The following is a 22,630-nucleotide window of genomic DNA, read 5'->3' as shown; positions in this document are numbered from 1 at the left end:
GATGCAGGTCGACCTCCTGTAGGCGTGGCTTCGGCCGCGACAGGCTTTATCGCGAAGGTCCGTCGTGGCTGATTCCACAAACGGGACAACAGCCATTCGTAGGAGACGCTGCTCGCGATCATCGGCGGCGCCATCGTGCCGATGCCGCGCGCGATCGCTTGCGTTGCACCCAACGGCCACAGCCGTCGCGGCCGTCCTGTGGTCCCTTCCATCTCCCATCCTGTTCGGAGCGTCCCATGCGTCGATTCGTGTGCTGTTCGTTGGCCATTGCCCTCGGTCTGTCTGCCCACGCCGCGCAGGCGCGGGTCTGGGAGCCCACGCCGGGCCACGTGCAGGTGCCGATCTGGCCCGGCGCGGTGCCGGATGCGTTGCCGCATCCGAAGCCGGAAACGGCTGGGCCCGGGGCCAGGATCGACAATGTCAGCCGGCCGACCATGACCGTGTACCCGGCGCAGGGCCACAACACCGGCGCCGCGGTGGTGGTATTTCCCGGCGGCGGCTACCAGATGCTGGCCATGGACCTGGAGGGCACGGACATTTGCGACTGGCTGATCTCGCGCGGCATCACCTGCGTCCTGCTGAAGTACCGCGTGCCGAACTCCGGGCCGACCTGGGTCGATGACCGGCGCTACTACCCCAAGGTACAGACCGCGCTGCAGGACGCGCAGCGCACGCTGGGCCTGGTGCGCCAGCGGGCCGCCACCTGGGGCGTGGACCCGCACAAGATCGGGGTGATGGGCTTTTCCGCCGGCGGCCACCTGGTCGCCGCGACCAGTACGCATTTCGCCCAGCGTACCTATCCGTTGGTGGATGCCGCCGACCGCGTGAGCTGCCGCCCGGATTTCGCCATCGCCGTGTATCCCGGCCATCTGTGGGTGCACGAGGACGAGGACGCCGACACCCGCGATTTCACCGATCTGGCCCTGCGTCCGGACATCCGCGTCGCCGCCGACACCCCGCCGACCTTCCTGCTGCAGGCTCAGGACGACTATGTCGACGGCGTCTCGCAGGTGCTGGCGTACTTCGTCGCGCTCAACCATGCCGACGTGCCGACGGAAATGCACATTTATGCCAAGGGCGGTCATGCCTTCGGCCTGCGCGCGAAGAACCTGCCGATTGCACAGTGGCCGCAGCTGGTGGAGACCTGGCTGCGGACGATCGGGGTGCTTGAGAGCCGGGATTAGGGATTCGGGATTCGTAACAGCCGGGATTGGGGATTGGGGATTCGGGATTGGCAAAAGCGTGTCGGCGCGCGGATTGCGCTTTCACGAATCCCCAATCCCAAATCCCGGACGTTGTCACGAATCCCCAATCCCGACTCCCCAATCCCGCCCGCCTCCGGCGGGCTCCTGATACAGCCGCGCCGGTCCGCCCATCGCCGGGTCGCTGATGCCGGGCTTGCCGGTTTCCATGCGGCCGGCCAGGCGCTGACGCGCGTTGTCCTGGACCAGCCACAGGTCGTACCAGCCGCCGCTTGGTTTGGCATTCCAGCGAATGCGCTGCTCGGCACCAGGCGCCAGCGTCACCCGTTGGCGCGGTTGTGCCTGGGCGTAGGCGGCCGGTTCAAGTGACACGCTGAGTGGCGCGGCACCCGGATTGCGCAGGACCAGGCACAGCGCCTGCGTGTCGGTCGGCTCCTGGACGATCTCGGCCTGCAGCAGCGGGGCGCTGAGGTCGCCACAGTAGTGGCGGTGGAAGCCGTTGGGGCCGAGCAGCCACAGGTCGTAGCTGCCGTCGTAGGTGGTCCAGGTGCCGTCCAGGGTCGTGCCGGCGCCGACCGTGTAGCGGCGCGGGAGTGCGGCCAGGTCGTAGCGGTCGTAGACGTGCAGCACTGTCGCGGCCCCGGTGTTGGTCATGCGTAATTGCACTTCGCCGCGCTCGAGCGCGTACTGCAACTGCACCGTTGGCCGATACGGCAGGGCGCGCGAACGGCGCACGCCGAAGGCCTGTCGTGGCGCCTGCAGTTGCGCCGGCAACGGCGGCAGCGCGTGGTCGCGCAATGCGGCGGCGCGTGCCGCTGCCTCGCGCACATCCGGCAGATCGGCGACGAACGGGCGGGTATCGGCCTGGCGGAAATCGAAGGCGTCGAGCAAGTCGCCGCAGACCGCGCGGCGCCAGGCGCTCACGCCGCTGGCGGCGACGCCGAAGCGGCGTTCCAGCAGGCGCAGCACCGAGGTGTGGTCGTAGACCTGCGAATCCACCCAGCCGCCGCGGCTCCATGGCGAGATCACGTACATCGGCACGCGCGGGCCGAGCCCGTAGGGACGGCCGTGCAGTTCCGGTGGATCCGCCTTGGCATCGCCCGGTGCCGGATGCAGGTGGTATTCGCCATCGGTGGCGACGCTGGAGGCGCCGGCCCAGCCGCCGGCCGCGGTCACGGCCGGATCGTGCGACGGCGAGGGCGAGGGCGGCGCCGGTGGCGGCACGTGGTCGAAGAAGCCGTCGTTCTCGTCGAACATCAGTAGCAGCGCGGTGCGCGCCCACACCTTGGGATCGGCGGTCAGCGCATCGAGCACGCGCGCGGTGTAGGCCGCGCCCTGCGCCGGGCTGGACGGATCCGGATGCTCGCTGCCGGCGGCGTCGGCGATGATGAAGCTCACCGACGGCAGCCGCGCGGCCAGCACGTCCTCGCGCAACTGGGCGAGGCTGCGGCTGCTGACGCCGCGCGCGCGCAGTTGCGGATCGTGCCCGGGCGCACCGCGCCAGGCCGCGCGGAACGGCGCGAAGCCGGCCAGCGGGTTGTCGGTGAAGTTGTCGGCCATGTCCTGGTAGATCTGCCAGGACACGCCGGCCTGCTGCAGCGCCTCGACATAGCTGGGCCAGCGATAGTCGTCCGGGTCGCCGCCCAGTTCCGGGAAGTTGTCGTGCGAGTTGGCGATGACTGGGCCGCCGGCGCGCGCATGCGGATCGTTCTGCCCGGTCCACAGGAACACGCGGTTGGGATTGGTGCCGGCCTGGATCGCGCAGTGGTAGGCATCGCAGAGGGTGAAGGCGTCGGCCAGGGCGAACTGGAACGGCAGGTCGTCGCGTTCGTAGTAGGCCAGTGCGTGGTCACGCTTGGCCGCCGGCCATTGGCCCATGCGGCCGTGGTCCCAGGCCTGCTGCGCGTTCGGCCAGGTGTGCGGGGTGCCCTGCACGCGCATGGTGGCGAAGTCGCGCGCGGTGCGCAGCGGGAACGGCGCGAGCTGGCGGCTGCCGTCGGCGCTGGGCTGCAGCCACACCGTGCGCGGTGCGGTGTCGGGCAGCGGCGGGGCGGGGATCGGGAAACGGTCGCCGAAGCCGCGCACGCCGGGCAGGCTGCCGAAGTAATGGTCGAAGGCGCGGTTCTCCTGCATCAGGATCACCACGTGCTGCAGGTCGTCCAGGGTGCCGCTGCGCACGTCCGGGGCGATCGCCGCGGCGCGGGCGATGCTCGGCGGCAGCAGGGCGGCGGCGCTGGCGGTGAGGCCGGCGCGGAGCAGCCGGCGGCGGGTCTGGTCGGTCATGGTGGTCCGGGGAAACGCAATACGGCGGCGGCCAGGAGTGGCCGCCGCCGCGAGACTGCCACGGCGCCGGTTACAGGTCGACCATGAAGGTCAGGCCGACGGTGCGCGGCGGCGCGATGAAGGCGCTGTCGCTGCCGTCCACGCCGTTGAGGTAGCGCTTGTCGGTGAGGTTGCTGATCACCAGGTCCAGCTTGGCCTGCTGCAGTTGCGGGCTCAATGCGCCCAGGGCGATGCCGAGGTTGGCGTCGAAGGTGGTCACCGCATCCAGCGCCGCGCTGTTGGCCGCGTCCAGGTAGCGTCGGCCCAGGTAGCGGCCGGACAGGCCGCCGTGCCAGCGCTGGCCCTGCCAGTCGGCCGACAGCACCAGGGTCTGGCGCGGCTGGCCGATCACCTGCGAGCCCGGTGCGATCTCCAGGGCCTGGTCGCGCGCGGCGTTGCCGCTGCCCAGGTAGGTGGCCTTGTTGTAGGTGTAGGCGCCATTGAGCCGCCAGCCGTTGTCCCAGGCGTAGCCCAGCGCCAGCTCCACGCCGCGCGCGTGCACGCCGCCGAAGTTCTCGTAGACGCCGTCGGTCTCGCCCAGGTAGTCGATGCCGGTGACGAAGTTGGCCGGCACGTAGACGATGCGGTTGTCGAAGCGGATGTCGTACAGGGTGATGCTGCCGGTCAGCGGCCAGCGGCTCATGCGCAGGCCCACCTCGATGTTGTCGGCGGTTTCCGGCTTGACCTTGCTCAGCACCAGCGGATCGGTCTCGCCGAGCACGCCGGAGGGGATCGCGGCGAAGTTCTGCGAGAAGCCGGCAAAGGCTTCCACGCCCTTGATCGGCGTGGTCCAGGTCAGGCCGGCGGAGAACAGCGGATCGGAGTGCGAATCCGATTCGATGTGCGCGGCGTCGCCGATGCGGCGGTCGCGGGTCTGGTCGACGAAGAACTGCTTGACGCCCACGCGCCAGGCGAAGTCGCCATAGCGCATCACGTCCTCGACGTAGTACATCTGCTCGTCGGTGCGGTAGTCGTCCTTGAACTGCACCCAGTACGGCACGTGGTCGAAGGCGATGTTGGTGCCGACGTTGAGCAGGCGGTGCCAGTCGCGGGTGACGCTGCGGTCGTAGCGTTCCAGCCACAGCCCGCCGCGCACGGTGTTGTGCAGCCCGCCGAAATCCTGCGCCCATTCCACGTCGGCGGTGACGCCGCCACGCTGGTTGTCGTAGTGGCTGTGGCGGTAGGACTGCACCGGCAGCGAGCCGGCCGGGTAGCAGGCCGGGTTGGACTCGGCCGGCAGCGTCGCGGTGTCGGCGCAGCCGGGCAGCATGCTCGCCGCCGCGCCGCTCGGGGTGACGAAGTAGAGCTTGTCCAGCGCGCTGCCGCCGTACACGGTATGGCCACCGGTGTATTCGGATTCGGGCTGGCCGGCGCCATCGTTGGTGACGTCGACCAGATACGGCGGAATCCAGTCGCCACGGCCCTTCATGCGGTGCGCGTAGCCGGTCAGGGTGGCCTTGAAGCCGTTGCCGCCGTCGAACAGACCGCGCAGGTAGCCGAAGGTGTTCTTGCGCAGCGCGCGCGAGCCGGAGCGATAGTTCTGGTCGTAGTAGGGGATGCCGGTGAGCGTGCCGGTGAGCAGGTCGTGGTCCGGATCGGTGGCGAACTGCGCCGGGGTGACGCTGCTGTATTCGGATTCGTTGGCGTCGTCGTAGGACAGGTAGCCGCTGAGCGTCCACGCGCCGAGGTCGCTGACGAACTTGCCTGCAAGATGATCGCGGGTGGTGTGGCCGCTGCCGTCGATCCAGTCGTCGTTGCTGGCGTGCGAGCCGCTGACCCAGGCGCGGGTGCCGCCGAGGTCGCCGCTGTCGTAGCGCGCGTAGTACTTGCGCGCCTGGTTGTCGCCGATGCCGAAGGCCAGGCGGACGCGCTGCTGGTCCAGCGGCTCGCTGGTGAGGAAGTTGAGGGTGCCGCCCAGCGCTTCGTTGGAGCGCGAGGCGATGTCGGCGGTGCCCTGGCTGACCTCCACGGTCTCCAGGTCCAGGGTGTCGATGAAGCGGTTGGCCTTGGAGCCGCCGCCGTAGGCCGAGCCGCCGTTGGGCACGCCGTCGATGGTGGTGCCGATCTGCTGGTCGTCGCGGTTGGTGACGAAGCCGCGCATGCTGATCTGCGTGCCCCAGTCGGAGGAGCCGAACGCATCGGCCTCGGTGGCGATCACGCCAGGCAGTTCGTTGAGCGCGTCGTTGACGCTGCTCATCGCGAACTGGCGGTCCAGCGCTTCCTTGCTGACGTTGATCTTGGCGTAGGTGGTGGCCTGGCCGAGCACCTGCACCTGGTCGAGGGTGGAAACCTGGTCGCTGCTGTCGGCAGGCGCGGCGGTCTCTGCTGCGTCGGTGGCCTCGGCGGCGTGGGCGCAGGCGAGGCTGGCGGCGAGCGCCAGCGCCAGCGCCAGCAGGGTCGGAGAAGTGGTGCGGAAATACGCCGAAACGGTCATCGGTTGCGCAGTTGCGTGAGGGGCGCTCATGGTCGTACCGGGCGGTTTCGTGCGTGTGACCGGGATCTTGCGAATCCGTGCACCATGCGCAAATCGGCATGAATCGCGTGCGGGGCGGCACCCGGCGCCACGCGCAATGGCAACGGATGGCTGGCGGTTGCGGCGGGGCCACTGCGTGTGTGCGGCTGTTCGGCACGGCGTTGGAGTGCGCTGCGTGTGCGCCGTTGGACGGTGCGTGTCGGGCACGGATGCCCGCGGGCGACGCGCATTCGCCACAGCGAGGACGTGGACGTGTCCTTCGCGGGGCGCACGCAGGCGCCGCGCGGTGGCGCGACCGCAGCCGGCGCTCGGTCGTGATGGCGCAGCACACGGCCGACCCGGCATCATCGCCGCTGCCGCCGCTGGCGGGTCCCCACCGGAATCTCCTGCCCGATGAGCCACGAACTGATCTACCTGCTGCTGATCTTCGCCCTGCTGGTGATCCCGCGCGCGCTGCAACGCTTCAAGATGCCGGCGCCGCTGACCTGTCTGCTGTTCGGCATCATCGCGATGCTGGCGATGGGGCCGCGTGCGCACGATCCGGTGGTGACCTTGCTGGCGACGCTCGGCATCTCCTCGCTGTTCCTGTTCGCCGGCCTGGAGGTGGACCCGAAGGCGTTGCGCCGCGGCTTGTGGCCGCTGCTGCTGCACCTGGTGGTGCGTGGCGCCACCCTGTTCGGCGTCGGCTGGCTGGCCTGGCGCTATGCCGCGCTGCCGTGGCAGGCGGCCGGGTTGCTGGCGCTGGCCCTGCTGACCCCGTCCACCGGCTTCATCATCGAGTCGCTGGGGCGACTGGGGCTGGACGAGGAAGAACGCTTCTGGGTCACCAGCAAGGCCATCGCCGGCGAACTGCTGGCGCTGGCGGCGCTGTTCGTGATCCTGCAGGCCGGCGATCCCTGGCAGATGGGCCTGTCCAGCCTGGCGCTGGTGGCGATGCTGGTCGGCCTGCCGCTGCTATTCGTGGCCCTGGGGCGCTGGGTGGCGCCGCAGGCGCCGGGGTCGGAGTTCTCGCTGCTGGTGATGGTCGGCCTGATCGCCGCCTACATCACCTATTCGCTGGGCGTGTACTACCTGGTCGGTGCGTTCATCGCCGGGCTGGTGGCGCGGCTGCTGCGCCAGCGCATGCCGCTGCTGGCCTCCGACGAGAACCTGCAGGCGGTGCGCCTGTTCGCCTCGTTCTTCGTGCCGTTCTACTTCTTCAATGCCGGCACCAAGGTGCCGAGCGGGGCGCTGAGCCTGCAGGCGCTGGGCCTGGGCCTGGCCCTGACCGCCTGCGTGCTGCCGCTGCGCATCGGCATCCTCTGGCTGCAACGGCGGGTGCTGTTCGGCGAGGGCGCGCGCAGCAGCCTGCGGGTGTCGCTGGCGCTGTCGCCGACGCTGATCTTCACCCTGGTGCTGGCCGGGATCCTGCGCGACCGCTTCGCCATCGCCGATGCGCTGTTCGGCGCCCTGCTGCTGTACGCGGCGCTGACCACGCTGCTGCCGGCGCTGCTGCTGCGCATGCCGTTCGACGTCAGCCCGCTGGAGACGGCGCCGGCAGATCCTGCGTCGGCGCAGGTGCCGACGCCACCGGATGAGACGGTCGCCGAGGCGCCGCTGGTGGACGCACCGACGCCGTCGGCGGGCGCGCCGGAGACCGCGCCGCGCCCCCAGCCCGGGCCGGCGTGAGCGAGAGCGCTTGAAAGCCGGCGTGCGGCCCCCATACTGGCCGCCTCCGTTGCTCTCGCGTTTTTGCCGCCATGCCGATCTACGCTTTCCAATGTGCCGCATGCGGTCACAGCTTCGACCGCCTGCAGAAACTGTCCGATCCCGATCCGGAGACCTGTCCGGCCTGTTCCGCCCCGGCGGTCAAGCGCCAGCTCACCGCGCCGGCGTTTCGCCTGTCCGGCAGCGGCTGGTACGAGACCGACTTCAAGAAGGACGGCGACAAGAAGCGCAACCTCGCCGAGTCGGGCAGCACGGGTGGCAGCGGGGACAGCAAGCCCGCCGCTGCGCCAGCTGCCGATGCACCGGCCAAGCCGGCCGCCGCCGCCACGCCGGCGCCGGCGCCCGCCGCGGCCAAGCCTGCGGCGACCTGAGTTCCGGCCTGGCCAAGTCGCGCCAGGCACGCGCTCCTCGTAGGAGCGGCTTCAGCCGCGACCGGGCATCACCCGGTCGCGGTAATCCAAAAAGGGCACGAGCCGTCCTCAAAATCGACGTCTCACGCCGAGCATCGGGCCGCCCGACATCGCGCGCGGCCCGCATTCGGCTGGCTCAGCGCGCCCCGAAGCGCGCCCGGCAGCCGCCGTTGACCCACACCGTATTGCCTTCGTAGCCCCAGCTGCGGCCTTCGGCGCAGGTGGTACCGGACAGTTGCTCGATCAGTACTGGGCGGCCCTGGCGGCGGTCCCAGGCGCAGGTGCGTAGGCGCTTGTCGTCGCTGCTGCAGGTCACCGTGTAGCCGTTGTCCAGCGGCGGCCGGCCCGGTCCCCAGCCGCCACCGCCGCGGCCCTCGGCGAACTCGCCGCGGCAGCCGTCGTCGACCCACACCGCGCCATCGCGCGAGCCCCAGGTGCGGCCCTCGATGCAGCGGGTGTCCGACAACTGCCGCACCAGCATGGCGTTGCGCCAGCCGGTCGGGCAGATGCGCTGGCGCTGGTCCTGGCTTTCGCAGCGCACGGTGCCGGCCACGCCGCCACCGCCGCCGCCCCAGTTGCCGCCCGGAGCGCCGCGGCCTTCGACGAAGCGACCACGGCAGCCCTGGTCCACCCACACCACGCCGGGCGCCGAGCCCCAGGTGCGGCCTTCGATGCAGGGCGAATCGGACAGGGTGCCGACCAGTCGCGCAGGCCCGCGGAACGGCGTTGCGCATTGCTGGCGGCGGCGGTCGTTGCTGGAGCAGGCGACGGTGCGGCCGTCGAATCCCGGTTCCTGCCGCCAGCCGCCGCCGCTGCCGCGCAGCGAGGTGGCGATGTCCTGCTGGATGTTGCCGAAACTCCAGCCGCGGTCGATCTGGTCCAGATAGAACTCGAGCTGGTCGTCGGGGATCTGCCGGCCGCGCGACTGGTCGGCGTATTCGCGCTCGATCACCCGGACCCGGCCGGGGACCGACAGTTGCCGCAGGTCCTGCGGCGCATAGGCGCGGGCGCTCTGGGCCGCGGCCGGGGCGCTGGCCAGGGCCAGCGCGGCGATCACCAGCCAGGTGCCAAGGGGCTTCAACATGGGTTCTCTCCTCCCCGTGAATGGTGCGCGGACTATAGCCGCAGGCCAACTTAAGCCAGGATGAGTCATGCGCGATTTGCCCGGGCCGACGCGCCGCCGCAGAATACCGGGCTTGCCGGCGCCTTCTGCGCCGGCCGCCCCCTGTTTGGAGCTAGCGATGCGTACCCACTTCTGCGGCCTGGTCGACGAGACCCTGATCGGCCAAACCGTCACCCTGGCCGGCTGGACCGACGTGGCCCGCAACCTCGGCGGCGTGTGCTTCATCGACCTGCGCGACCACGAAGGCATCGTGCAGGTGATGGTGGAGCCGGAGAACGCGGAGGTATTCAAGGTCGCCGCCAGCCTCGGCTACGAGGACGTGCTGCAGGTCGAGGGCGTGGTGCGCGCGCGGCATGCGGTCAACGACAAGCTGCGCAGCGGCAAGGTCGAGGTGATCGCCACTGCCATCACCGTGCTCAACAAGGCCGCGCCGCTGCCGTTCCACGCGCACGAGAACCCGGGCGAGGAAACCCGCCTGAAGTACCGGTATCTGGACCTGCGCCGCCCGGAGATGCAGCGCATGCAGCGCACCCGCATCAAGCTGGTGCAGGCGCTGCGCCGCTACCTGGACGAGCGCGGCTTCCAGGACATCGAGACCCCGATCCTGACCAAGGCCACCCCGGAAGGCGCGCGCGACTTCCTGGTGCCGGCGCGCATGCACCCGGGCGAGTTCTACGCGCTGCCGCAGTCGCCGCAGCTGTTCAAGCAGATCCTGATGGTGGCCGGCTTCGACCGCTACTACCAGATCGCGCGCTGCTTCCGCGACGAGGCGCTGCGCGCCGACCGCCAGCTCGAGTTCACCCAGCTCGACATGGAGTTCGCCTTCGTGCGCGAGCGCGACGTGCAGGACTTCGTCGAGGCGATGGTCCGCGCCATCTTCAAGGAAGTGGTCGACGTCGAACTGGCTGCCGAATTCCCGCGCATGACCTGGGCCGAGGCCATGCGCCGCTACGGTTCGGACAAGCCGGATCTGCGCATCGCGCTGGAACTGACCGACGTCGCCGAGCTGGTCAAGGACAGCGACTTCGCGGTGTTCAGTGCGGCGGCCGCCGACCCCGACGGCCGCGTCGCCGCGCTGCGCATCCCCGGCGGCGCCAGCCTCTCGCGCAAGCAGATCGACGAATACGCCGCGCACGCCGCCAAGTACGGCGCCAAGGGCCTGGCCTACGTCAAGATCGCCGACAGCGGCGAGATCAGCTCGCCGATCCAGAAGTTCTTCGGCGAGGCCGCCTTCTCCGCGTTGCTCGCCCATGTCGGTGCCGGCAACGGCGACATCGTGTTCTTCGGCGCCGGCGCCTACGGCAAGGTCTCCGACTTCATGGGCGCGCTGCGCCTGAAGGCCGGCAAGGATTTCAATCTGGTCGCCGACGGCTGGCGTCCGTTGTGGGTCACCGATTTCCCGATGTTTGAGTGGGACGAGGAGGCGCAGCGCTACGTCGCCCTGCATCACCCGTTCACTGCGCCGGCCGTGGACGACATCGCCGAGTTGCGCACCCACGCCAAGACCGCGGTGTCGCGTGGCTACGACATGGTGCTCAACGGCAACGAGATCGGCGGTGGTTCGATCCGTATCCACCGCCCGGACATGCAGAGCGCGGTGTTCGAGCTGCTCGGCATCGGCGCCGAGGAAGCGCGCGCCAAGTTCGGCTTCCTGCTGGACGCGCTGAACTACGGCGCGCCGCCGCACGGCGGCATCGCCTTCGGCATCGATCGCATCGCCGCGCTGATGGCCGGCACCGAGTCGATCCGCGACGTGATCCCGTTCCCCAAGACCACCGGCGCGCAGGACCTGATGACCGACGCGCCGTCGCCGATCGCCGACGCGCAATTGGCCGAAGTGCACGTGCAGGTGCGCCCGCAGGCGCAGTGATCCCTTTCTTCCAACCGTAGCGCAGGCCGACACATGAGCGAGACCGCATTCAATCTGGAGTGGGAAACCCTCGGCAACGAGGGTGCAGTGGAGGCCATCGTCACCCAGCGCGCGCGCGTGTTCGGCGGCTGGCTGGTGCGTGCCGGCAGCGGTGCCAACGCGCCGCTGGCGTTCGTGCCGGATCCGGAGGGCCGTTGGGACGGAGAGGACTTCGGCGAGGACGACTACGAGTACGAGGAAGACGACGGGGAAGAAGAGGACGAGGACGAGGAAGAAGGCGACGACGAGGACGACGGCGAAGAGGCCGACGCCGACGCCGCGCACCCGGCGCGCTGAGCCGTGCTGATTCGTCGCGCCACGTCGGACGATGCCGCGGCGGTGACCCGCATCGCCACGGCCACCTTCTGCGAAACCTTCGGCCATCTTTACCCTGCGCAGGATCTGCAGGCCTTCCTCGACGAAGCCTATTCGATCGAGCGCGCGCAGGTGGTGCTGGCGCATCCGGACTACGCGATCTGGCTGGTCGAGCACGACGGCGCGGTGGTCGGGCACGCCGCCGCCGGCCCCTGCGGCCTGCCGCATGCCGAGGTGCGTCCCGGCGATGGCGAACTGAAGCGCCTGTACCTGCTGCGCGCCCACCAGAACGGCGGGTGGGGCGCGCGGCTGTTCGAGACCGCCCTGGCTTGGCTGGAGCGCGACGGCCTGCGCACGCTGTGGGTCGGCGTGTGGTCGGAAAACTTGGGCGCGCAGCGCTTCTACGCACGCTACGGCTTCGAGAAGGTCGGCACTTACGAGTTCCCGGTGGGGCAGGTGCGCGATCTCGAATTCATCCTGCGCCGGCCGCCGCGCGCGGGCTGACGACTGCCGCCGGACGTCGTCCGGGCATGCCGCGTCGACACAGCGGCAACGAGCGCGCGCTACAGTGCTGGCCTGTCCAGCTTGAGGAGAACGCGCCATGTTCCGACCGTGGATGGGAGTCGCCGCCGTGTTGCCGCTGCTGGCCGCGTGCGCGCCGCCGGCCAAGTTGCAGCCGGCCAGTGGCGGGCCGAGCGTGCAGGGCGATGGCCGCTGCAACGTCGAGGCCGTGGCCTGGGCGGTGGGCCAGGAGGCCACCCAGGCAACCATGAGCCGGGTGTGGAAGGAGAGCGGAGCCGGTGTGGTGCGGCCGATCGCGCCGGGCCAGGCGGTGACCAAGGACCTGCGTCTGGATCGGCTCAACGTGTTCCTGGATGGCAGCAACCACATCGTCCGCACCACCTGCGGTTGAGCCGCGCATGGCCGCCGCGCCGCAGGTGCTGTTGCTGCATGGCATCTGGAACGCGCGGCCGTGGCTGCTGCCGCTGGCGCTGCGCCTGCGCCGCGAGGGCTGGCGCATCGCCAGCTTCGGCTATTCGACCGCGTTCGGCGGTGCCGAGGCCGCGCTTCCACGGCTGCACACGCGCATCGAACGTATGGCCGACGCCGGTCCGGTGGCGTTGGTCGGGCATAGCCTCGGCGGCCTGATCGCCTTGCAGGCATTGCAGCAGGCGCCAACACTGCCGGTGACCCGGGTGGTGTGCCTGGGCAGCCCCTTGGCCGGCAGTGCCGCCGCGCGCGCCCTGGCACAACGGCGGCTCGGGCGGGCGCTGGGCCGCAGTGCGGCGCTGTTGCAGCGGGGCGTGGCGCGTTGGGACGGGGCGGCCGAGGTCGGCATGATCGCCGGCACTGTGGCCCGCGGCCTTGGCGCGCGCTTTGCCGCGCTCGGGCCGGCGTCCGACGGCAGCGTGGCGCTGGCCGAGACCCGCGTGCCTGGCCTGGGCGATCACTGCCAGGTCCGCGCCAGCCACAGCGGCCTGCTGTTCTCGGTGGAGGCCGCGCGGCAGACCGCCGCGTTCCTGCGCGACGGCCGCTTCGCCGCCTGAGCTGGCGTCTGCCAGAACCCAATGCGCTGCGGCGCCGGTCGCGCCGCACTGCGATCCATCGCGACCGCTTGGCGCCGGCGTAGGGCGATGCCGCCGCTTACGGCGTCACGAAGGTCTTCAACCAGTCCAGCGTGGGGTTGAGCGCCCAGGCGGCGGTGCCGCTGCGGTAGTTGCCGTCGACCAGCACGCCCGCGCACTGGGTGCCCGGATAGCCGCCGAAGCCCATGAAGCAGTGGTCGGCGTAGAGGTCCTGCACCTCGCGGTCCTTGACGACGTACCAGCCGCTGCCGTTGCTGCGGAAGCACGACTGCTGCCCGTCGCAGCGCAGGCCGGTGACCAGTTGCGCCTGCGTGCGGGCGATGTTCTCGGTGCCGCCGACGAACATGTCGCGCTCGCCGTTGATGATGCGCAGGCGATCGGACGGCAGCGAGTGGTTGCCGTCGGCGATGCACGACGCCAGGTTGTAGTAGGCGGTGTAGGTCGCGCCGGTGCCCTGGCCGAACGAGGCGGCCACCCGGGGATCGTAGTCGTGCGCCAGCACCGAGATGATCGAGCCCTGGCTGAGCCCGCCGGTCACCACGCCCTTGGAGCAGTCGGCCTTGTCGCGGGCGCAGAGCTGGGCGATGGCGCTGTTGAGATTCTGCGCATCGAAGATGGCCTTGGCGCGGTTGCCGATGACGCCGCAGCTGCCGAAGCTGGCGTTGTCGTACTCCACCGAGGCGGCCACGAAGCCCTTGGCCGCGGCGGCGTTCACCGCGGCCATCGCCCAATTGCTCTGGTAGTTCTCGCCGGTGCCGCCGATATGCACGTACACCGGGTACTTGCCGGCCGCGCGGGGCTCCTGGCCGCTGATCGCATAGGTGGTGACGCCGGCGCTGTAGCGCCCCCGGAAGGCATCGGTCTGGGCGCTGGCAAGGCCCGGGGCGGCGAGGGCGGCCAGGCCCAGGCAGCGCAGGGCCAGCGACAGGAACGGGTGGGCGAGGGACGTGCTGCAGGCCATGGGGGATCTCCTTCGATGCGATGGAACGCTGGCGCGACCGGCGCGTTCAGCCTCCCAGTGGGGCGCTACAGTCTTGGCGGCAGTCCGCGCGCCGGGGTAGACAGCCCGCCAAGACTTGACGGCCACCACGGGCCGGCGCGCACCCGGGCGGGAGGCGCCAGCGGAACGCGGCACGCATGCGCGACACGTGCCCCGGCCGGTCGTCGGCCCGCCTGGGCCGCGGGATGTGCGCTGCATCAGGTAAAATCCGCGCCTTGTCCTTACAACTGTCCGGAACGCCCCATGGGTAGAGGCCCCTCGATCGAAGCCCGCAAGAACGCATCCGATGCGAAGCGCGGCAAGATTTTCACCAAGATCATCCGCGAGATCGGCGTCGCCGCGCGCGCCGGCGGCGGCGATCCGTCCAACAACCCGCGGCTGCGCGTGGCGATGGACAAGGGGCTGGCCTCCAACATGTCCAAGGACGTGATCGAGCGCGCGATCAAGAAGGCCACCGGCGAACTGGAAGGCGTGGAGTACGAGGAAGTGCGCTACGAGGGCTACGCCCCGGGCGGCGTGGCGGTGATCGTCGACTGCCTGACCGACAATCGCGTGCGCACCGTGGCCGACGTGCGCCACGCCTTCAGCAAGTGCGGCGGCAACATGGGCACCGACGGCTCGGTGGCCTTCATGTTCAAGCGCCTGGGCGTGCTCAGCTTCGCCGCCGGCGCCGACGAGGAGAAGATCACCGAGGCGGCGATCGAGGCCGGCGCCGACGACATCGTGGTCTACCCCGAGGACGGCGCGATCGACGTGCTGACCGCACCGGAGGCGTTCCAGGCGGTCAAGGACGCCATGGACGCGGCCGGCCTGGCTGCCGACCACGCCGAAATCACCTTCCGTGCCGACAACGACATCGCCGTGGACGGCGACACCGCGGTGCAGGTGCGCAAGCTGCTGGACATGCTGGAAGACCTGGACGACGTGCAGAACGTCTATTCCAACGTCGACCAGGCCGCGCTGAGTGACGGGGGCTGACACCATGACCGCCGGGGCCCGGGGCCCAACACCCGGAACCCGGAAGAACGCCGTGCCGGCACCGGAGGCATCGCAGACGTCGATGGCTGCCACGGGCATCTCTGCCCGCGCGGGCGCTGCTTTCCCGATTCCCGATTCCCGAATCCCCAATCCCCGCTCCACCACCACGCGCATCCTCGGCATCGACCCCGGCTCGCAGCGCACCGGCGTGGGCATCATCGACGTGGACGCGGCCGGCCGTACCCGGCATGTGCACCATGCGCCGCTGGTGTTGCTGGGCGAGGGCGACTTCGCCCTGCGGCTCAAGCGCCTGCTGCACGGACTGGACGCGCTGATCGAGGAGTACCGGCCGCAGGAAGTGGCGATCGAGCGCGTGTTCATGGGCAAGAGCGCCGACGCGGCGCTGAAGCTCGGCCATGCCCGCGGCGCGGCGATCTGCGCGGCGGTGCTGCGCGAACTGCCGGTGCACGAGTACGCGGCCAAGGAGATCAAGCTCGCCGTGGTCGGCAAGGGCGCGGCAGAGAAGCAACAGGTGCAACACATGGTCGGTCTCATGCTGAGCCTGACCGGAAAACTTCAGGCCGACGCCGCCGACGCACTGGCCGTCGCCATCACCCATGCCCACGTGCGCGCCACCGCGCAGCGCCTGGGCGTCAGCACGCAGCAGGCGTGGAGTAGAAAATGACAAAGGCCGGGAATCGGGAGTCGGGAATCGGGAATCGGAACAGCAGAAGCGGTGAAGCGGGCACCCGCTTTGCCCATTCCCCCCTGCTTATTCCCAGTTTCCCGCGCCTCGCGGGTGCCGGGAATCGGGAGTCGGGAATCGGGAATCGGAACAGCAGAAGCGGCGAAGCGGGTACCCGCTTTGCCCATTCCCCATTCCCGTTTCCCTATTCCCGGCACCTCGCACGAGGCGCCCAATGATCGGCCGTCTGCGCGGGATCCTGGCCTACAAGCAGCCGCCGTGGCTGGTGATCGACGTGGGTGGGGTGGGGTATGAGCTGGAGGCGCCGATGAGCACCTTCTACGACCTGCCCGACGTCGGCCGCGACGTCATTCTGTTCACCCACTATGCGCAGAAGGAGGACAGCGTCTCGCTGTACGGCTTCCTGCGCGAGGGCGAGCGGCGTCTGTTCCGCGACGTGCAGCGGGTCAGCGGCATCGGCGCGAAGATCGCGCTGGCGGTGCTGTCCGGGGTCAGCGTGGACGAGTTCGCGCGGCTGATCACCGCCGCCGACGTCACCGCGCTGACCCGCATCCCCGGCATCGGCAAGAAGACCGCCGAGCGCATGGTGGTGGAGCTGCGCGACCGCGCGGCCGACTTCAGCGGCGGCGCGCCGATCACCGGGCAACTGGGCACCGACGCGGTGTCCGAGGCCACGGTGGCGCTGCAGCAGCTCGGCTACAAGCCGGCCGAGGCGGCGAAGATGGCGCGCGACGCCGCCGCCGACGGCGACGAGGTTGCCACGGTGATCCGCAAGGCCCTGCAGGCGGCGCTGCGCTGACCGCCCGGTCGGCCCGGCTTCCCCCCGCTCTTTCTTCACGTTCTGGCGCTACTCTTCCCACCATGTCCAGCTCCTCCAGTTCCGCCGCCCGCCCGGGCAGCCACGATCCGCACGCCAAGACGGGCTTTGGGGTGATGCTGACCGCCATCGGCGTGGTCTTCGGCGACATCGGCACCAGTCCGCTGTACACGCTCAAGGAAGCGTTCTCGCCGCACTACGGGTTGACCCCGGACCACGACACCGTGCTGGGCATCCTGTCGCTGGTGTTCTGGGCGCTGATGCTGGTGGTCACGGTCAAGTACGTCACGGTGATCATGCGCGCCGACAACGACGGCGAGGGCGGCATCATGGCGCTGACCGCGCTGGCGCAGCGGACCCTGCCGGGCGGCTCGCGCTCGATGTACGTGGTCGGCATCCTCGGCATCTTCGGCGCCTCGCTGTTCTTCGGCGACGGCGTCATTACCCCGGCCATCTCGGTCCTCTCGGCGGTGGAAGGCCTGGAGGTGGCCGCGCCCAAGCTGGAGCCGTTCGTGGTACCGATCACCCTGGTGGTGCTGGGGATGCTGTTCATGGCCCAGCGCTACGGCACCGAGCGGGTCGGCAAGGCGTTCGGGCCGATCACCCTGGTCTGGTTCGTCGCACTGGGCGCGATCGGCGTCTACAACATGGCGCGCGCGCCGGAAGTGCTGCATGCGCTGAACCCCTGGTGGGGCGTGCGCTTCTTCGCCGAACACAACTGGCACGCGGTGTTCGTGCTCGGCGCGGTGGTGCTGGCGGTGACCGGCGGCGAGGCGCTGTACGCGGACATGGGCCATTTCGGCGCCAAGGCGATCCGCCGCTCCTGGCAGTGCGTGGTGCTGCCGATGCTGACCCTGACCTACCTGGGGCAGGGCGCGCTGGTGCTGCGCGACCCGGCTGCGGTCAGCAACCCGTTCTACGAGGCGGTACCGGAGTGGGCGCTGTACCCGATGATCGTGCTGGCCACCGCGGCCACGGTGATCGCCTCGCAGGCGCTGATCACCGGCGCCTACTCGGTGGCCAGCCAGGCCATGCAATTGGGCTATATCCCGCGCATGCACATCCGCCACACCTCGCACTCCACCATCGGCCAGATCTACGTGCCGGCGGTGAACTGGTGCCTGCTGGCGCTGGTGGTGGTGGCGGTGATCGGGTTCGGCGACTCCACCTCGCTGGCCACCGCCTACGGCGTCTCGGTCACCGGCACCATGCTGATCACCACCGTGCTGATGGTGATCTACGCGCGCGCCAACCCGCGCGTGCCGGCGCCGCTGCTGTGGCTGTTCGCGCTGGTGTTCCTGGCGGTCGATTGCGCGTTCTTCTACGCCAACATCATCAAGTTCCTGGACGGCGCCTGGTTCCCGCTGCTGCTGGGCCTGATCCTGTTCACCCTGATGCGTACCTGGCGCCGCGGCCGCAAGCTGCTGCACGACGAGATCCGCAAGGACGGCATCAAGCTCGACACCTTCCTGCCCGGGCTGATGCTGGCGCCGCCGGTGCGCGTGCCAGGCACCGCAGTGTTCCTGACCGCCGATCCGATGGTGGTGCCGCACGCGCTGATGCACAACCTCAAGCACAACAAGGTGCTGCACGAGCGCAACGTGTTCCTGACCGTGGAAACCCTGCAGGTGCCGTACGCGGCGGCCGGGCAGCGGTTGAAGATCGACGCGATCGGCGACGAGTTCTACCGCGTCTACGTGCGCTTCGGCTTCATGGAGACCCCGGACGTGCCGCTGGCGCTGATGCGCTCCTGCGACCAGGGCGGGATCTACTTCGACCCCATGGACACCACCTATTTCGCCAGCCGCGAGACCATCGTGGCCAGCGCCAACCGCGGCATGCCGATCTGGCGCGACAAGCTGTTCGCGGTCATGCACCGCAACGCCGCCCCCGCCACCGGCTTCTTCCGCATCCCCGGCAACCGCCTGGTGGAACTGGGCGCGCAGGTGGAGATCTGAGGCCGCGACGGTGTCGCGGCCTTGGGAATGGGGAAGCGGGAATGGGGAATAGGGAAAGGCAACGGCAACGGCGTTCGGCCTGAAACCAGGCGGCGACCATCAAAGTAGGCGCCAGCCGTGCCGCCAACCGCTACTATTGTCCGCTCGATTCCCCATTCCCGATTCCCCAATCCCGGCTTTCCATGGACCGCATCATCGCCAGCAGCGCCACCCGCGAGGATGAGGTCGCCGAGGCCAGCATCCGCCCCAAGCGGCTGGACGACTACCTCGGCCAGCAGCCGGTGCGCGAGCAACTGTCGATCTACATCGAGGCGGCCAAGGCGCGCGGGGAGGCGATGGACCATGTGCTGATCTTCGGGCCGCCGGGCCTGGGCAAGACCACGCTCAGCCACGTCATCGCCAATGAGCTGGGGGTCAACCTGCGGGTCACCTCCGGCCCGGTGATCGAGAAGGCCGGCGACCTGGCCGCGCTGCTGACCAACCTGCAGCCGCACGACGTGCTGTTCATCGACGAGATCCACCGCCTGTCGCCGGTGGTCGAGGAAGTGCTGTACCCGGCGATGGAAGACTTCCAGATCGACATCATGATCGGCGAGGGCCCGGCCGCGCGCTCGATCAAGATCGACCTGCCGCCGTTCACCCTGATCGGCGCCACCACCCGCGCCGGCCTGCTGACCGCGCCCTTGCGCGACCGCTTCGGCATCGTCCAGCGCCTGGCCTTCTACACCCCGGACGAGCTGGCGCAGATCGTGCGCCGCTCCGCCAGCATCCTCGGCATCGCCTGCAACGCCGATGGCTGCGCCGAGATCGCACGCCGCGCGCGAGGCACCCCGCGCATCGCCAACCGCCTGCTGCGGCGGGTCCGCGACTTCGCCCAGGTCCGCGCCGGCGGGCAGATCGACCTGGCGGTGGCGCAGGCCGCCACGCAGATGCTCAAGGTCGACGCCGAAGGCTTCGACGAACTGGACCGGCGCATGCTGCGCACCATCATCGAGTACTTCGACGGCGGCCCGGTCGGCGTCGAGTCGCTGGCCGCCTCCCTGTCGGAGGAACGCGGCACCCTGGAGGACGTGATCGAGCCCTACCTGATCCAGCAGGGCTATCTGATCCGCACCGCCCGCGGGCGCATGGCGACCAACAAGGCCTATCTGCACTTGGGCTTGCAGCCCAACCGGGAATCGGGAATCGGGAATGGGGAATCGGGGGCGCTGTTCTAGGATGTTCTGGTTATCCAGCTACCGACAGGAGCGCCGCTCTTGACTGCCGATTCCCCATTCCCTGTTCCCGATTCCCGGCTATTCAGTTGGCCGACACGCGTCTACTGGGAAGATACCGACGCCGGTGGCGTGGTCTACCACGCGCGCTACGTGGCCTTCCTGGAGCGGGCGCGCACGGAGTGGTTGCGGGCACTGGGGTATGGTCAGGAGCGTCTGCGCCTGCAACACGATCTGGTGTTCGCGGTGCGCGCGATGCAGCTCGACTTCCTGCGCCCGGCACGCCTGGACGATTCCCTGCAGGTCGGCGTCGCGCTGTCGCACTGCAAGCGCGCCAGCCTGGTGTTCGCGCAGTCGATCCGCCGCGACGACGGGGAGCTGCTGTTGCGCGCGCAGGTGCGGGTGGCGGCGCTCAGCGCCGGCAGCTTCCGCCCGCGCGGCATGGACGACGCGCTGCACGATGCATTGAAAGTTCTTGAAATCACTGAAGCCGAATTACTGAGGAACGACGGATGATCGCATTGCTCCTGGCCCTGCAGGACACGGTGGTGGAGGCGCTGCCGCAGGACGTGACCCAGACCGCCACCCAGGCCGTCGCCAGCACCGCCGCCCACGGCGGCATCAACTACCTGGACCTGATGGTCAAGGCCAGCCTGCCGGTCAAGGTGATCGTGCTGCTGCTGCTGCTCGGCTCGCTGATCAGCTGGGTCATCATCTTCCGCAAGGGCAAGGTGTTCAAGAACGCCAACCGCGAGGCCGACGACTTCGAGAACCGCTTCTGGTCCGGCACCGACCTGAGCAAGCTCTACGCCGGCGCCACCGACCGTAACCGCGTGGTCGGCGGGCTGGAGGCGATCTTCGAGGCCGGGTTCCGCGAATTCACCCGTCTGCGCGACAAGCGCCGGCTCGATGCGCGCATCCAGCTGGAAGGCGCGCAGCGGGCGATGCGCGCCACCTATGCGCGCGAAGTGGACCGCCTGGAGCGCAACCTGGAACTGCTCGCCAACATCGGCTCCACCGCGCCCTACGTGGGCCTGGTCGGTACCGTGTTCGGCATCATGGTGACCATGCACGACATGATCAACAGCGGCCAGCAGGCGGGCATCGCCGCGGTCGCGCCGGGCATCTCCGAGGCGCTGTTCGCCACCGCCATCGGCCTGTTCGTGGCGATCCCGGCGGTGTGGGCCTACAACCGCTTCACCACCCGGGTCGAGCGCCTGGCCGTGCGCTTCGAGACCTTCTCCGAAGAGTTCAGCTCCATCCTGCAGCGCCAGGCCAGCGGCGACTGAGCGTCGCCCGCCTGCCCACGACTCCCAGGATTCCCGCATGACTGCCGCCATTTCCCGCCGCAAGCGCCGCAAGCTCAAGTCCGAGATCAACGTCGTGCCGTACATCGACGTGATGCTGGTGCTGCTGATCATCTTCATGGTCACCGCGCCCTTGCTCAGCCTGAGCGTGGACGTGGACCTGCCCGATTCCACCGCGCGCTCGGTGGAGAGCAAGAAGGATCCGGTGATCGTCACCGTCGATGCCGAAGGCCGCTACACCCTGACCCTGCAGGACGGCAAGCCGGAGAAGATCGCCGCGCCGGAACTGAAGGCCAAGATCCAGGCCTTCGTCGGCCAGAACAAGGACGTGCCGGTGTTCGTCGCCGCGCCCGGCAGCTCGAACTATCAATTGGTCATGGACACCATGGTCATGCTGCAGCAGGCCGGCGTGCCCAAGGTCGGCCTGATGAGTCAGCCCGGAAACAATGCACGCTGAAGCCGATTTCCGCCCGCCGCAGCCGCGCGGCGACGACAAGGGTCTGATCCTCGGGGTCGCCCTGGCGTTGCTGGTGCATGTGCTGATCGCGCTGCTGTTCTTCCTGGCCTGGTGGTGGTCGCCGGTACGCCAGGTCGAACCGGCCGCCGGTTCGCCGATGGTCGAGGCCTCGTTGGTGGTCTCGGCCGCCGACGTGCGCTCGGCGCAGAAGGCGGTGAAGGATGCGCCCAAGCCCTTGCCCGAGCCGCTGCCCGAACCGGTCAAGGACGTCGCCGAAGAAGACACGGTTCCGCCGCCGCAGCCGCTGCCCACGCCCAAGCCGCAGCAGGCGCCGACCCCGCAGCAGCAGAAGGCGCAGGACTTCGTCCCGGTGCCCGACAAGGTCGACCAGGACCGCGCCACCCGCACCGCGATCTCCCAGGAAAAGGAGAAGCAGGAGCAGGAGGCCAAGCGCCGCCAGGAACAGATCGACCTGACCGAGCAGAAGCGCCAGCAGGAGGCCGAGCAGAAGCAGCGCCTGGCCGCGCAGCAGGAAGAAGAGCGGCAGAAGAAGATCGCCGACATCCGCAAGCAGCGCGAGAAGCTGGAGCGCGAGGCGCAACTGGCCCAGCAGAAGCTGCAGCAGATCGCCGACTTGAACGCGAAGAAGGCATCCGCGGCCGCGGCCACCACGCCGCAGCAGGCGCCGGGCCAGAACGGCACCAATACCGACCTGCAGGCCAAGTACGCCGCGGCGATCCAGCAGGCCGTGCTGAGCCAGTGGGTGCGCCCGGACTCGGTGCCGCTGGGGCAGAAGTGCAAGATCTCGATCACGCAGATTCCCGGTGGTCAGGTCATGCAGGCCAAGGTCAGTCCTGACTGCCCCTACGACGAGGCCGGGCGCCGCTCGATCGAGGCCGCGGTACTGCGTGCCCAGCCGTTGCCCTACCGCGGCTTCGAGACCGTGTTCGCGCGCAATCTGACCTTCAATTTCACCGCCCAGGACCAATGAGCCCGGCGGGCACCGCCGCGTTCGCGCACGGCAGGCCATCCACCGGACAGGCGATGGGCGATAATGGAGAGCGTCCTGCCATCGGCTTCACATGGCGATGGTTCATGATTGCGAATACGTTCACCCGCGCATTGCTATCTCTTGCGCCTTTCCGA

The 22,630-nt window shown here is 69.5% G+C and carries 20 protein-coding genes and 1 pseudogene; 17 read left to right on the top strand and 4 right to left on the bottom strand.

What is annotated here, in order from left to right; genetic code table 11:
* Positions 1-260: 260 nt before the first annotated feature.
* Positions 261-1,184, top strand: coding sequence for an alpha/beta hydrolase (locus AC1PLR_RS15035; RefSeq protein WP_481103611.1), 924 nt, complete (start codon positions 261-263; stop codon positions 1,182-1,184).
* A gap of 131 nt (positions 1,185-1,315) precedes the next feature.
* On the opposite strand, the pseudogene AC1PLR_RS15030 reads toward AC1PLR_RS15035, so the two are convergent.
* Both AC1PLR_RS15030 and AC1PLR_RS15025 read right to left on the bottom strand, forming a co-directional pair.
* Positions 1,316-3,485: pseudogene (locus AC1PLR_RS15030) on the bottom strand (phosphocholine-specific phospholipase C); the annotation flags it as partial.
* 70 nt (positions 3,486-3,555) lie between these two features.
* Positions 3,556-5,958, bottom strand: coding sequence for a TonB-dependent receptor (locus tag AC1PLR_RS15025; RefSeq protein WP_481103610.1), 2,403 nt, complete (start codon positions 5,956-5,958; stop codon positions 3,556-3,558).
* Between the two features lie 432 nt (positions 5,959-6,390).
* Between AC1PLR_RS15025 and AC1PLR_RS15020 the strand changes: the two genes are divergently transcribed.
* A complete protein-coding gene (locus AC1PLR_RS15020) occupies positions 6,391-7,665 on the top strand; it encodes a cation:proton antiporter (RefSeq protein ID WP_481101495.1) in 1,275 nt (424 codons plus the stop codon).
* A gap of 71 nt (positions 7,666-7,736) precedes the next feature.
* Positions 7,737-8,075: an FmdB family zinc ribbon protein gene (locus AC1PLR_RS15015; RefSeq protein ID WP_481101494.1), complete on the top strand. Its 339-nt coding sequence runs from the start codon at positions 7,737-7,739 to the stop codon at positions 8,073-8,075.
* A 175-nt stretch (positions 8,076-8,250) separates the two neighbouring features.
* On the opposite strand, the gene AC1PLR_RS15010 is transcribed toward AC1PLR_RS15015, so the two are convergent.
* The gene (locus tag AC1PLR_RS15010) at positions 8,251-9,198 is read right to left on the bottom strand and encodes a DUF3011 domain-containing protein (protein WP_481101493.1); all 948 of its coding nucleotides are present in this window, start codon (positions 9,196-9,198) and stop codon (positions 8,251-8,253) included.
* Positions 9,199-9,355: 157 nt separating this feature from the next.
* On the opposite strand from AC1PLR_RS15010, the gene aspS reads away from it, so the two are divergent.
* The 5 genes from aspS (at position 9,356) to AC1PLR_RS14985 (ending at position 13,008) form a co-directional block, all read left to right on the top strand.
* Positions 9,356-11,107: an aspartate--tRNA ligase gene (gene aspS / locus AC1PLR_RS15005; protein ID WP_481101492.1), complete on the top strand. Its 1,752-nt coding sequence runs from the start codon at positions 9,356-9,358 to the stop codon at positions 11,105-11,107.
* A 33-nt stretch (positions 11,108-11,140) separates the two neighbouring features.
* A complete protein-coding gene (locus tag AC1PLR_RS15000) occupies positions 11,141-11,443 on the top strand; it encodes a DNA primase (RefSeq protein ID WP_481101491.1) in 303 nt (100 codons plus the stop codon).
* Positions 11,444-11,446: 3 nt separating this feature from the next.
* Entirely contained in the window at positions 11,447-11,965 is a 519-nt protein-coding gene (locus AC1PLR_RS14995) for an N-acetyltransferase family protein (protein ID WP_481101490.1), read from the top strand.
* Positions 11,966-12,062: 97 nt separating this feature from the next.
* Positions 12,063-12,374, top strand: coding sequence for an I78 family peptidase inhibitor (locus AC1PLR_RS14990; protein ID WP_481101489.1), 312 nt, complete (start codon positions 12,063-12,065; stop codon positions 12,372-12,374).
* Between the two features lie 7 nt (positions 12,375-12,381).
* The gene (locus tag AC1PLR_RS14985; protein ID WP_481101488.1) at positions 12,382-13,008 is read left to right on the top strand and encodes an esterase/lipase family protein; all 627 of its coding nucleotides are present in this window, start codon (positions 12,382-12,384) and stop codon (positions 13,006-13,008) included.
* A 97-nt stretch (positions 13,009-13,105) separates the two neighbouring features.
* Here the strand turns inward: AC1PLR_RS14985 and AC1PLR_RS14980 are convergent, their stop codons facing one another.
* Positions 13,106-14,008, bottom strand: coding sequence for a hypothetical protein (locus AC1PLR_RS14980; protein ID WP_481101487.1), 903 nt, complete (start codon positions 14,006-14,008; stop codon positions 13,106-13,108).
* 282 nt (positions 14,009-14,290) lie between these two features.
* Between AC1PLR_RS14980 and AC1PLR_RS14975 the strand changes: the two genes are divergently transcribed.
* The 9 genes from AC1PLR_RS14975 (at position 14,291) to tolA (ending at position 22,475) form a co-directional block, all read left to right on the top strand.
* Positions 14,291-15,025 carry a YebC/PmpR family DNA-binding transcriptional regulator gene (locus AC1PLR_RS14975; protein WP_010344319.1) on the top strand — a complete coding sequence of 245 codons (735 nt, stop codon included), beginning with the start codon at positions 14,291-14,293 and terminating at the stop codon, positions 15,023-15,025.
* Positions 15,026-15,107: 82 nt separating this feature from the next.
* Complete coding sequence (gene ruvC, locus AC1PLR_RS14970; protein WP_481101486.1) at positions 15,108-15,710, top strand: crossover junction endodeoxyribonuclease RuvC; 603 nt, start codon at positions 15,108-15,110, stop codon at positions 15,708-15,710.
* Between the two features lie 235 nt (positions 15,711-15,945).
* Positions 15,946-16,530, top strand: a complete 585-nt coding sequence (gene ruvA, locus AC1PLR_RS14965) for a Holliday junction branch migration protein RuvA (RefSeq protein ID WP_017907444.1) — start codon at positions 15,946-15,948, stop codon at positions 16,528-16,530.
* Positions 16,531-16,592: 62 nt separating this feature from the next.
* Complete coding sequence (locus tag AC1PLR_RS14960; protein ID WP_481101485.1) at positions 16,593-18,506, top strand: potassium transporter Kup; 1,914 nt, start codon at positions 16,593-16,595, stop codon at positions 18,504-18,506.
* Positions 18,507-18,688: 182 nt separating this feature from the next.
* Positions 18,689-19,723: a Holliday junction branch migration DNA helicase RuvB gene (gene ruvB / locus AC1PLR_RS14955; RefSeq protein WP_481101484.1), complete on the top strand. Its 1,035-nt coding sequence runs from the start codon at positions 18,689-18,691 to the stop codon at positions 19,721-19,723.
* A gap of 39 nt (positions 19,724-19,762) precedes the next feature.
* Entirely contained in the window at positions 19,763-20,236 is a 474-nt protein-coding gene (gene ybgC / locus AC1PLR_RS14950) for a tol-pal system-associated acyl-CoA thioesterase (RefSeq protein WP_209029588.1), read from the top strand.
* The gene (gene tolQ, locus AC1PLR_RS14945; protein ID WP_010344313.1) at positions 20,233-21,009 is read left to right on the top strand and encodes a protein TolQ; all 777 of its coding nucleotides are present in this window, start codon (positions 20,233-20,235) and stop codon (positions 21,007-21,009) included. Before ybgC ends, tolQ begins: the two co-directional genes overlap by 4 nt.
* Positions 21,010-21,046: 37 nt before the next feature.
* Complete coding sequence (tolR, locus tag AC1PLR_RS14940) at positions 21,047-21,484, top strand: protein TolR (protein WP_010344312.1); 438 nt, start codon at positions 21,047-21,049, stop codon at positions 21,482-21,484.
* Positions 21,474-22,475, top strand: a complete 1,002-nt coding sequence (gene tolA, locus AC1PLR_RS14935; RefSeq protein ID WP_019800775.1) for a cell envelope integrity protein TolA — start codon at positions 21,474-21,476, stop codon at positions 22,473-22,475. The genes tolR and tolA overlap by 11 nt, the downstream gene beginning before the upstream one ends.
* Positions 22,476-22,630 lie beyond the last annotated feature (155 nt).

The sequence above is a fragment of the Xanthomonas sp. NCPPB 3570 genome (genome assembly GCF_056725115.1).
This window is presented reverse-complemented; position numbering and strand designations above follow the sequence as displayed.

What these genes read in the sequence shown, in the direction of transcription:
- AC1PLR_RS15025 (WP_481103610.1), bottom strand. Translation starts at nt 5,958, where the DNA reads ATGACCGTTTCGGCGTATTTCCGCACCACTTCTCCGACCCTGCTGGCG.
- AC1PLR_RS15020 (WP_481101495.1), top strand. Translation starts at nt 6,391, where the DNA reads ATGAGCCACGAACTGATCTACCTGCTGCTGATCTTCGCCCTGCTGGTG.
- AC1PLR_RS15015 (WP_481101494.1), top strand. Translation starts at nt 7,737, where the DNA reads ATGCCGATCTACGCTTTCCAATGTGCCGCATGCGGTCACAGCTTCGAC.
- AC1PLR_RS15010 (WP_481101493.1), bottom strand. Translation starts at nt 9,198, where the DNA reads ATGTTGAAGCCCCTTGGCACCTGGCTGGTGATCGCCGCGCTGGCCCTG.
- aspS (WP_481101492.1), top strand. Translation starts at nt 9,356, where the DNA reads ATGCGTACCCACTTCTGCGGCCTGGTCGACGAGACCCTGATCGGCCAA.
- AC1PLR_RS15000 (WP_481101491.1), top strand. Translation starts at nt 11,141, where the DNA reads ATGAGCGAGACCGCATTCAATCTGGAGTGGGAAACCCTCGGCAACGAG.
- AC1PLR_RS14990 (WP_481101489.1), top strand. Translation starts at nt 12,063, where the DNA reads ATGTTCCGACCGTGGATGGGAGTCGCCGCCGTGTTGCCGCTGCTGGCC.
- AC1PLR_RS14985 (WP_481101488.1), top strand. Translation starts at nt 12,382, where the DNA reads ATGGCCGCCGCGCCGCAGGTGCTGTTGCTGCATGGCATCTGGAACGCG.
- AC1PLR_RS14980 (WP_481101487.1), bottom strand. Translation starts at nt 14,008, where the DNA reads ATGGCCTGCAGCACGTCCCTCGCCCACCCGTTCCTGTCGCTGGCCCTG.
- AC1PLR_RS14975 (WP_010344319.1), top strand. Translation starts at nt 14,291, where the DNA reads ATGGGTAGAGGCCCCTCGATCGAAGCCCGCAAGAACGCATCCGATGCG.
- ruvC (WP_481101486.1), top strand. Translation starts at nt 15,108, where the DNA reads ATGGCTGCCACGGGCATCTCTGCCCGCGCGGGCGCTGCTTTCCCGATT.
- ruvA (WP_017907444.1), top strand. Translation starts at nt 15,946, where the DNA reads ATGATCGGCCGTCTGCGCGGGATCCTGGCCTACAAGCAGCCGCCGTGG.
- AC1PLR_RS14960 (WP_481101485.1), top strand. Translation starts at nt 16,593, where the DNA reads ATGTCCAGCTCCTCCAGTTCCGCCGCCCGCCCGGGCAGCCACGATCCG.
- ruvB (WP_481101484.1), top strand. Translation starts at nt 18,689, where the DNA reads ATGGACCGCATCATCGCCAGCAGCGCCACCCGCGAGGATGAGGTCGCC.
- tolQ (WP_010344313.1), top strand. Translation starts at nt 20,233, where the DNA reads ATGATCGCATTGCTCCTGGCCCTGCAGGACACGGTGGTGGAGGCGCTG.
- tolR (WP_010344312.1), top strand. Translation starts at nt 21,047, where the DNA reads ATGACTGCCGCCATTTCCCGCCGCAAGCGCCGCAAGCTCAAGTCCGAG.
- tolA (WP_019800775.1), top strand. Translation starts at nt 21,474, where the DNA reads ATGCACGCTGAAGCCGATTTCCGCCCGCCGCAGCCGCGCGGCGACGAC.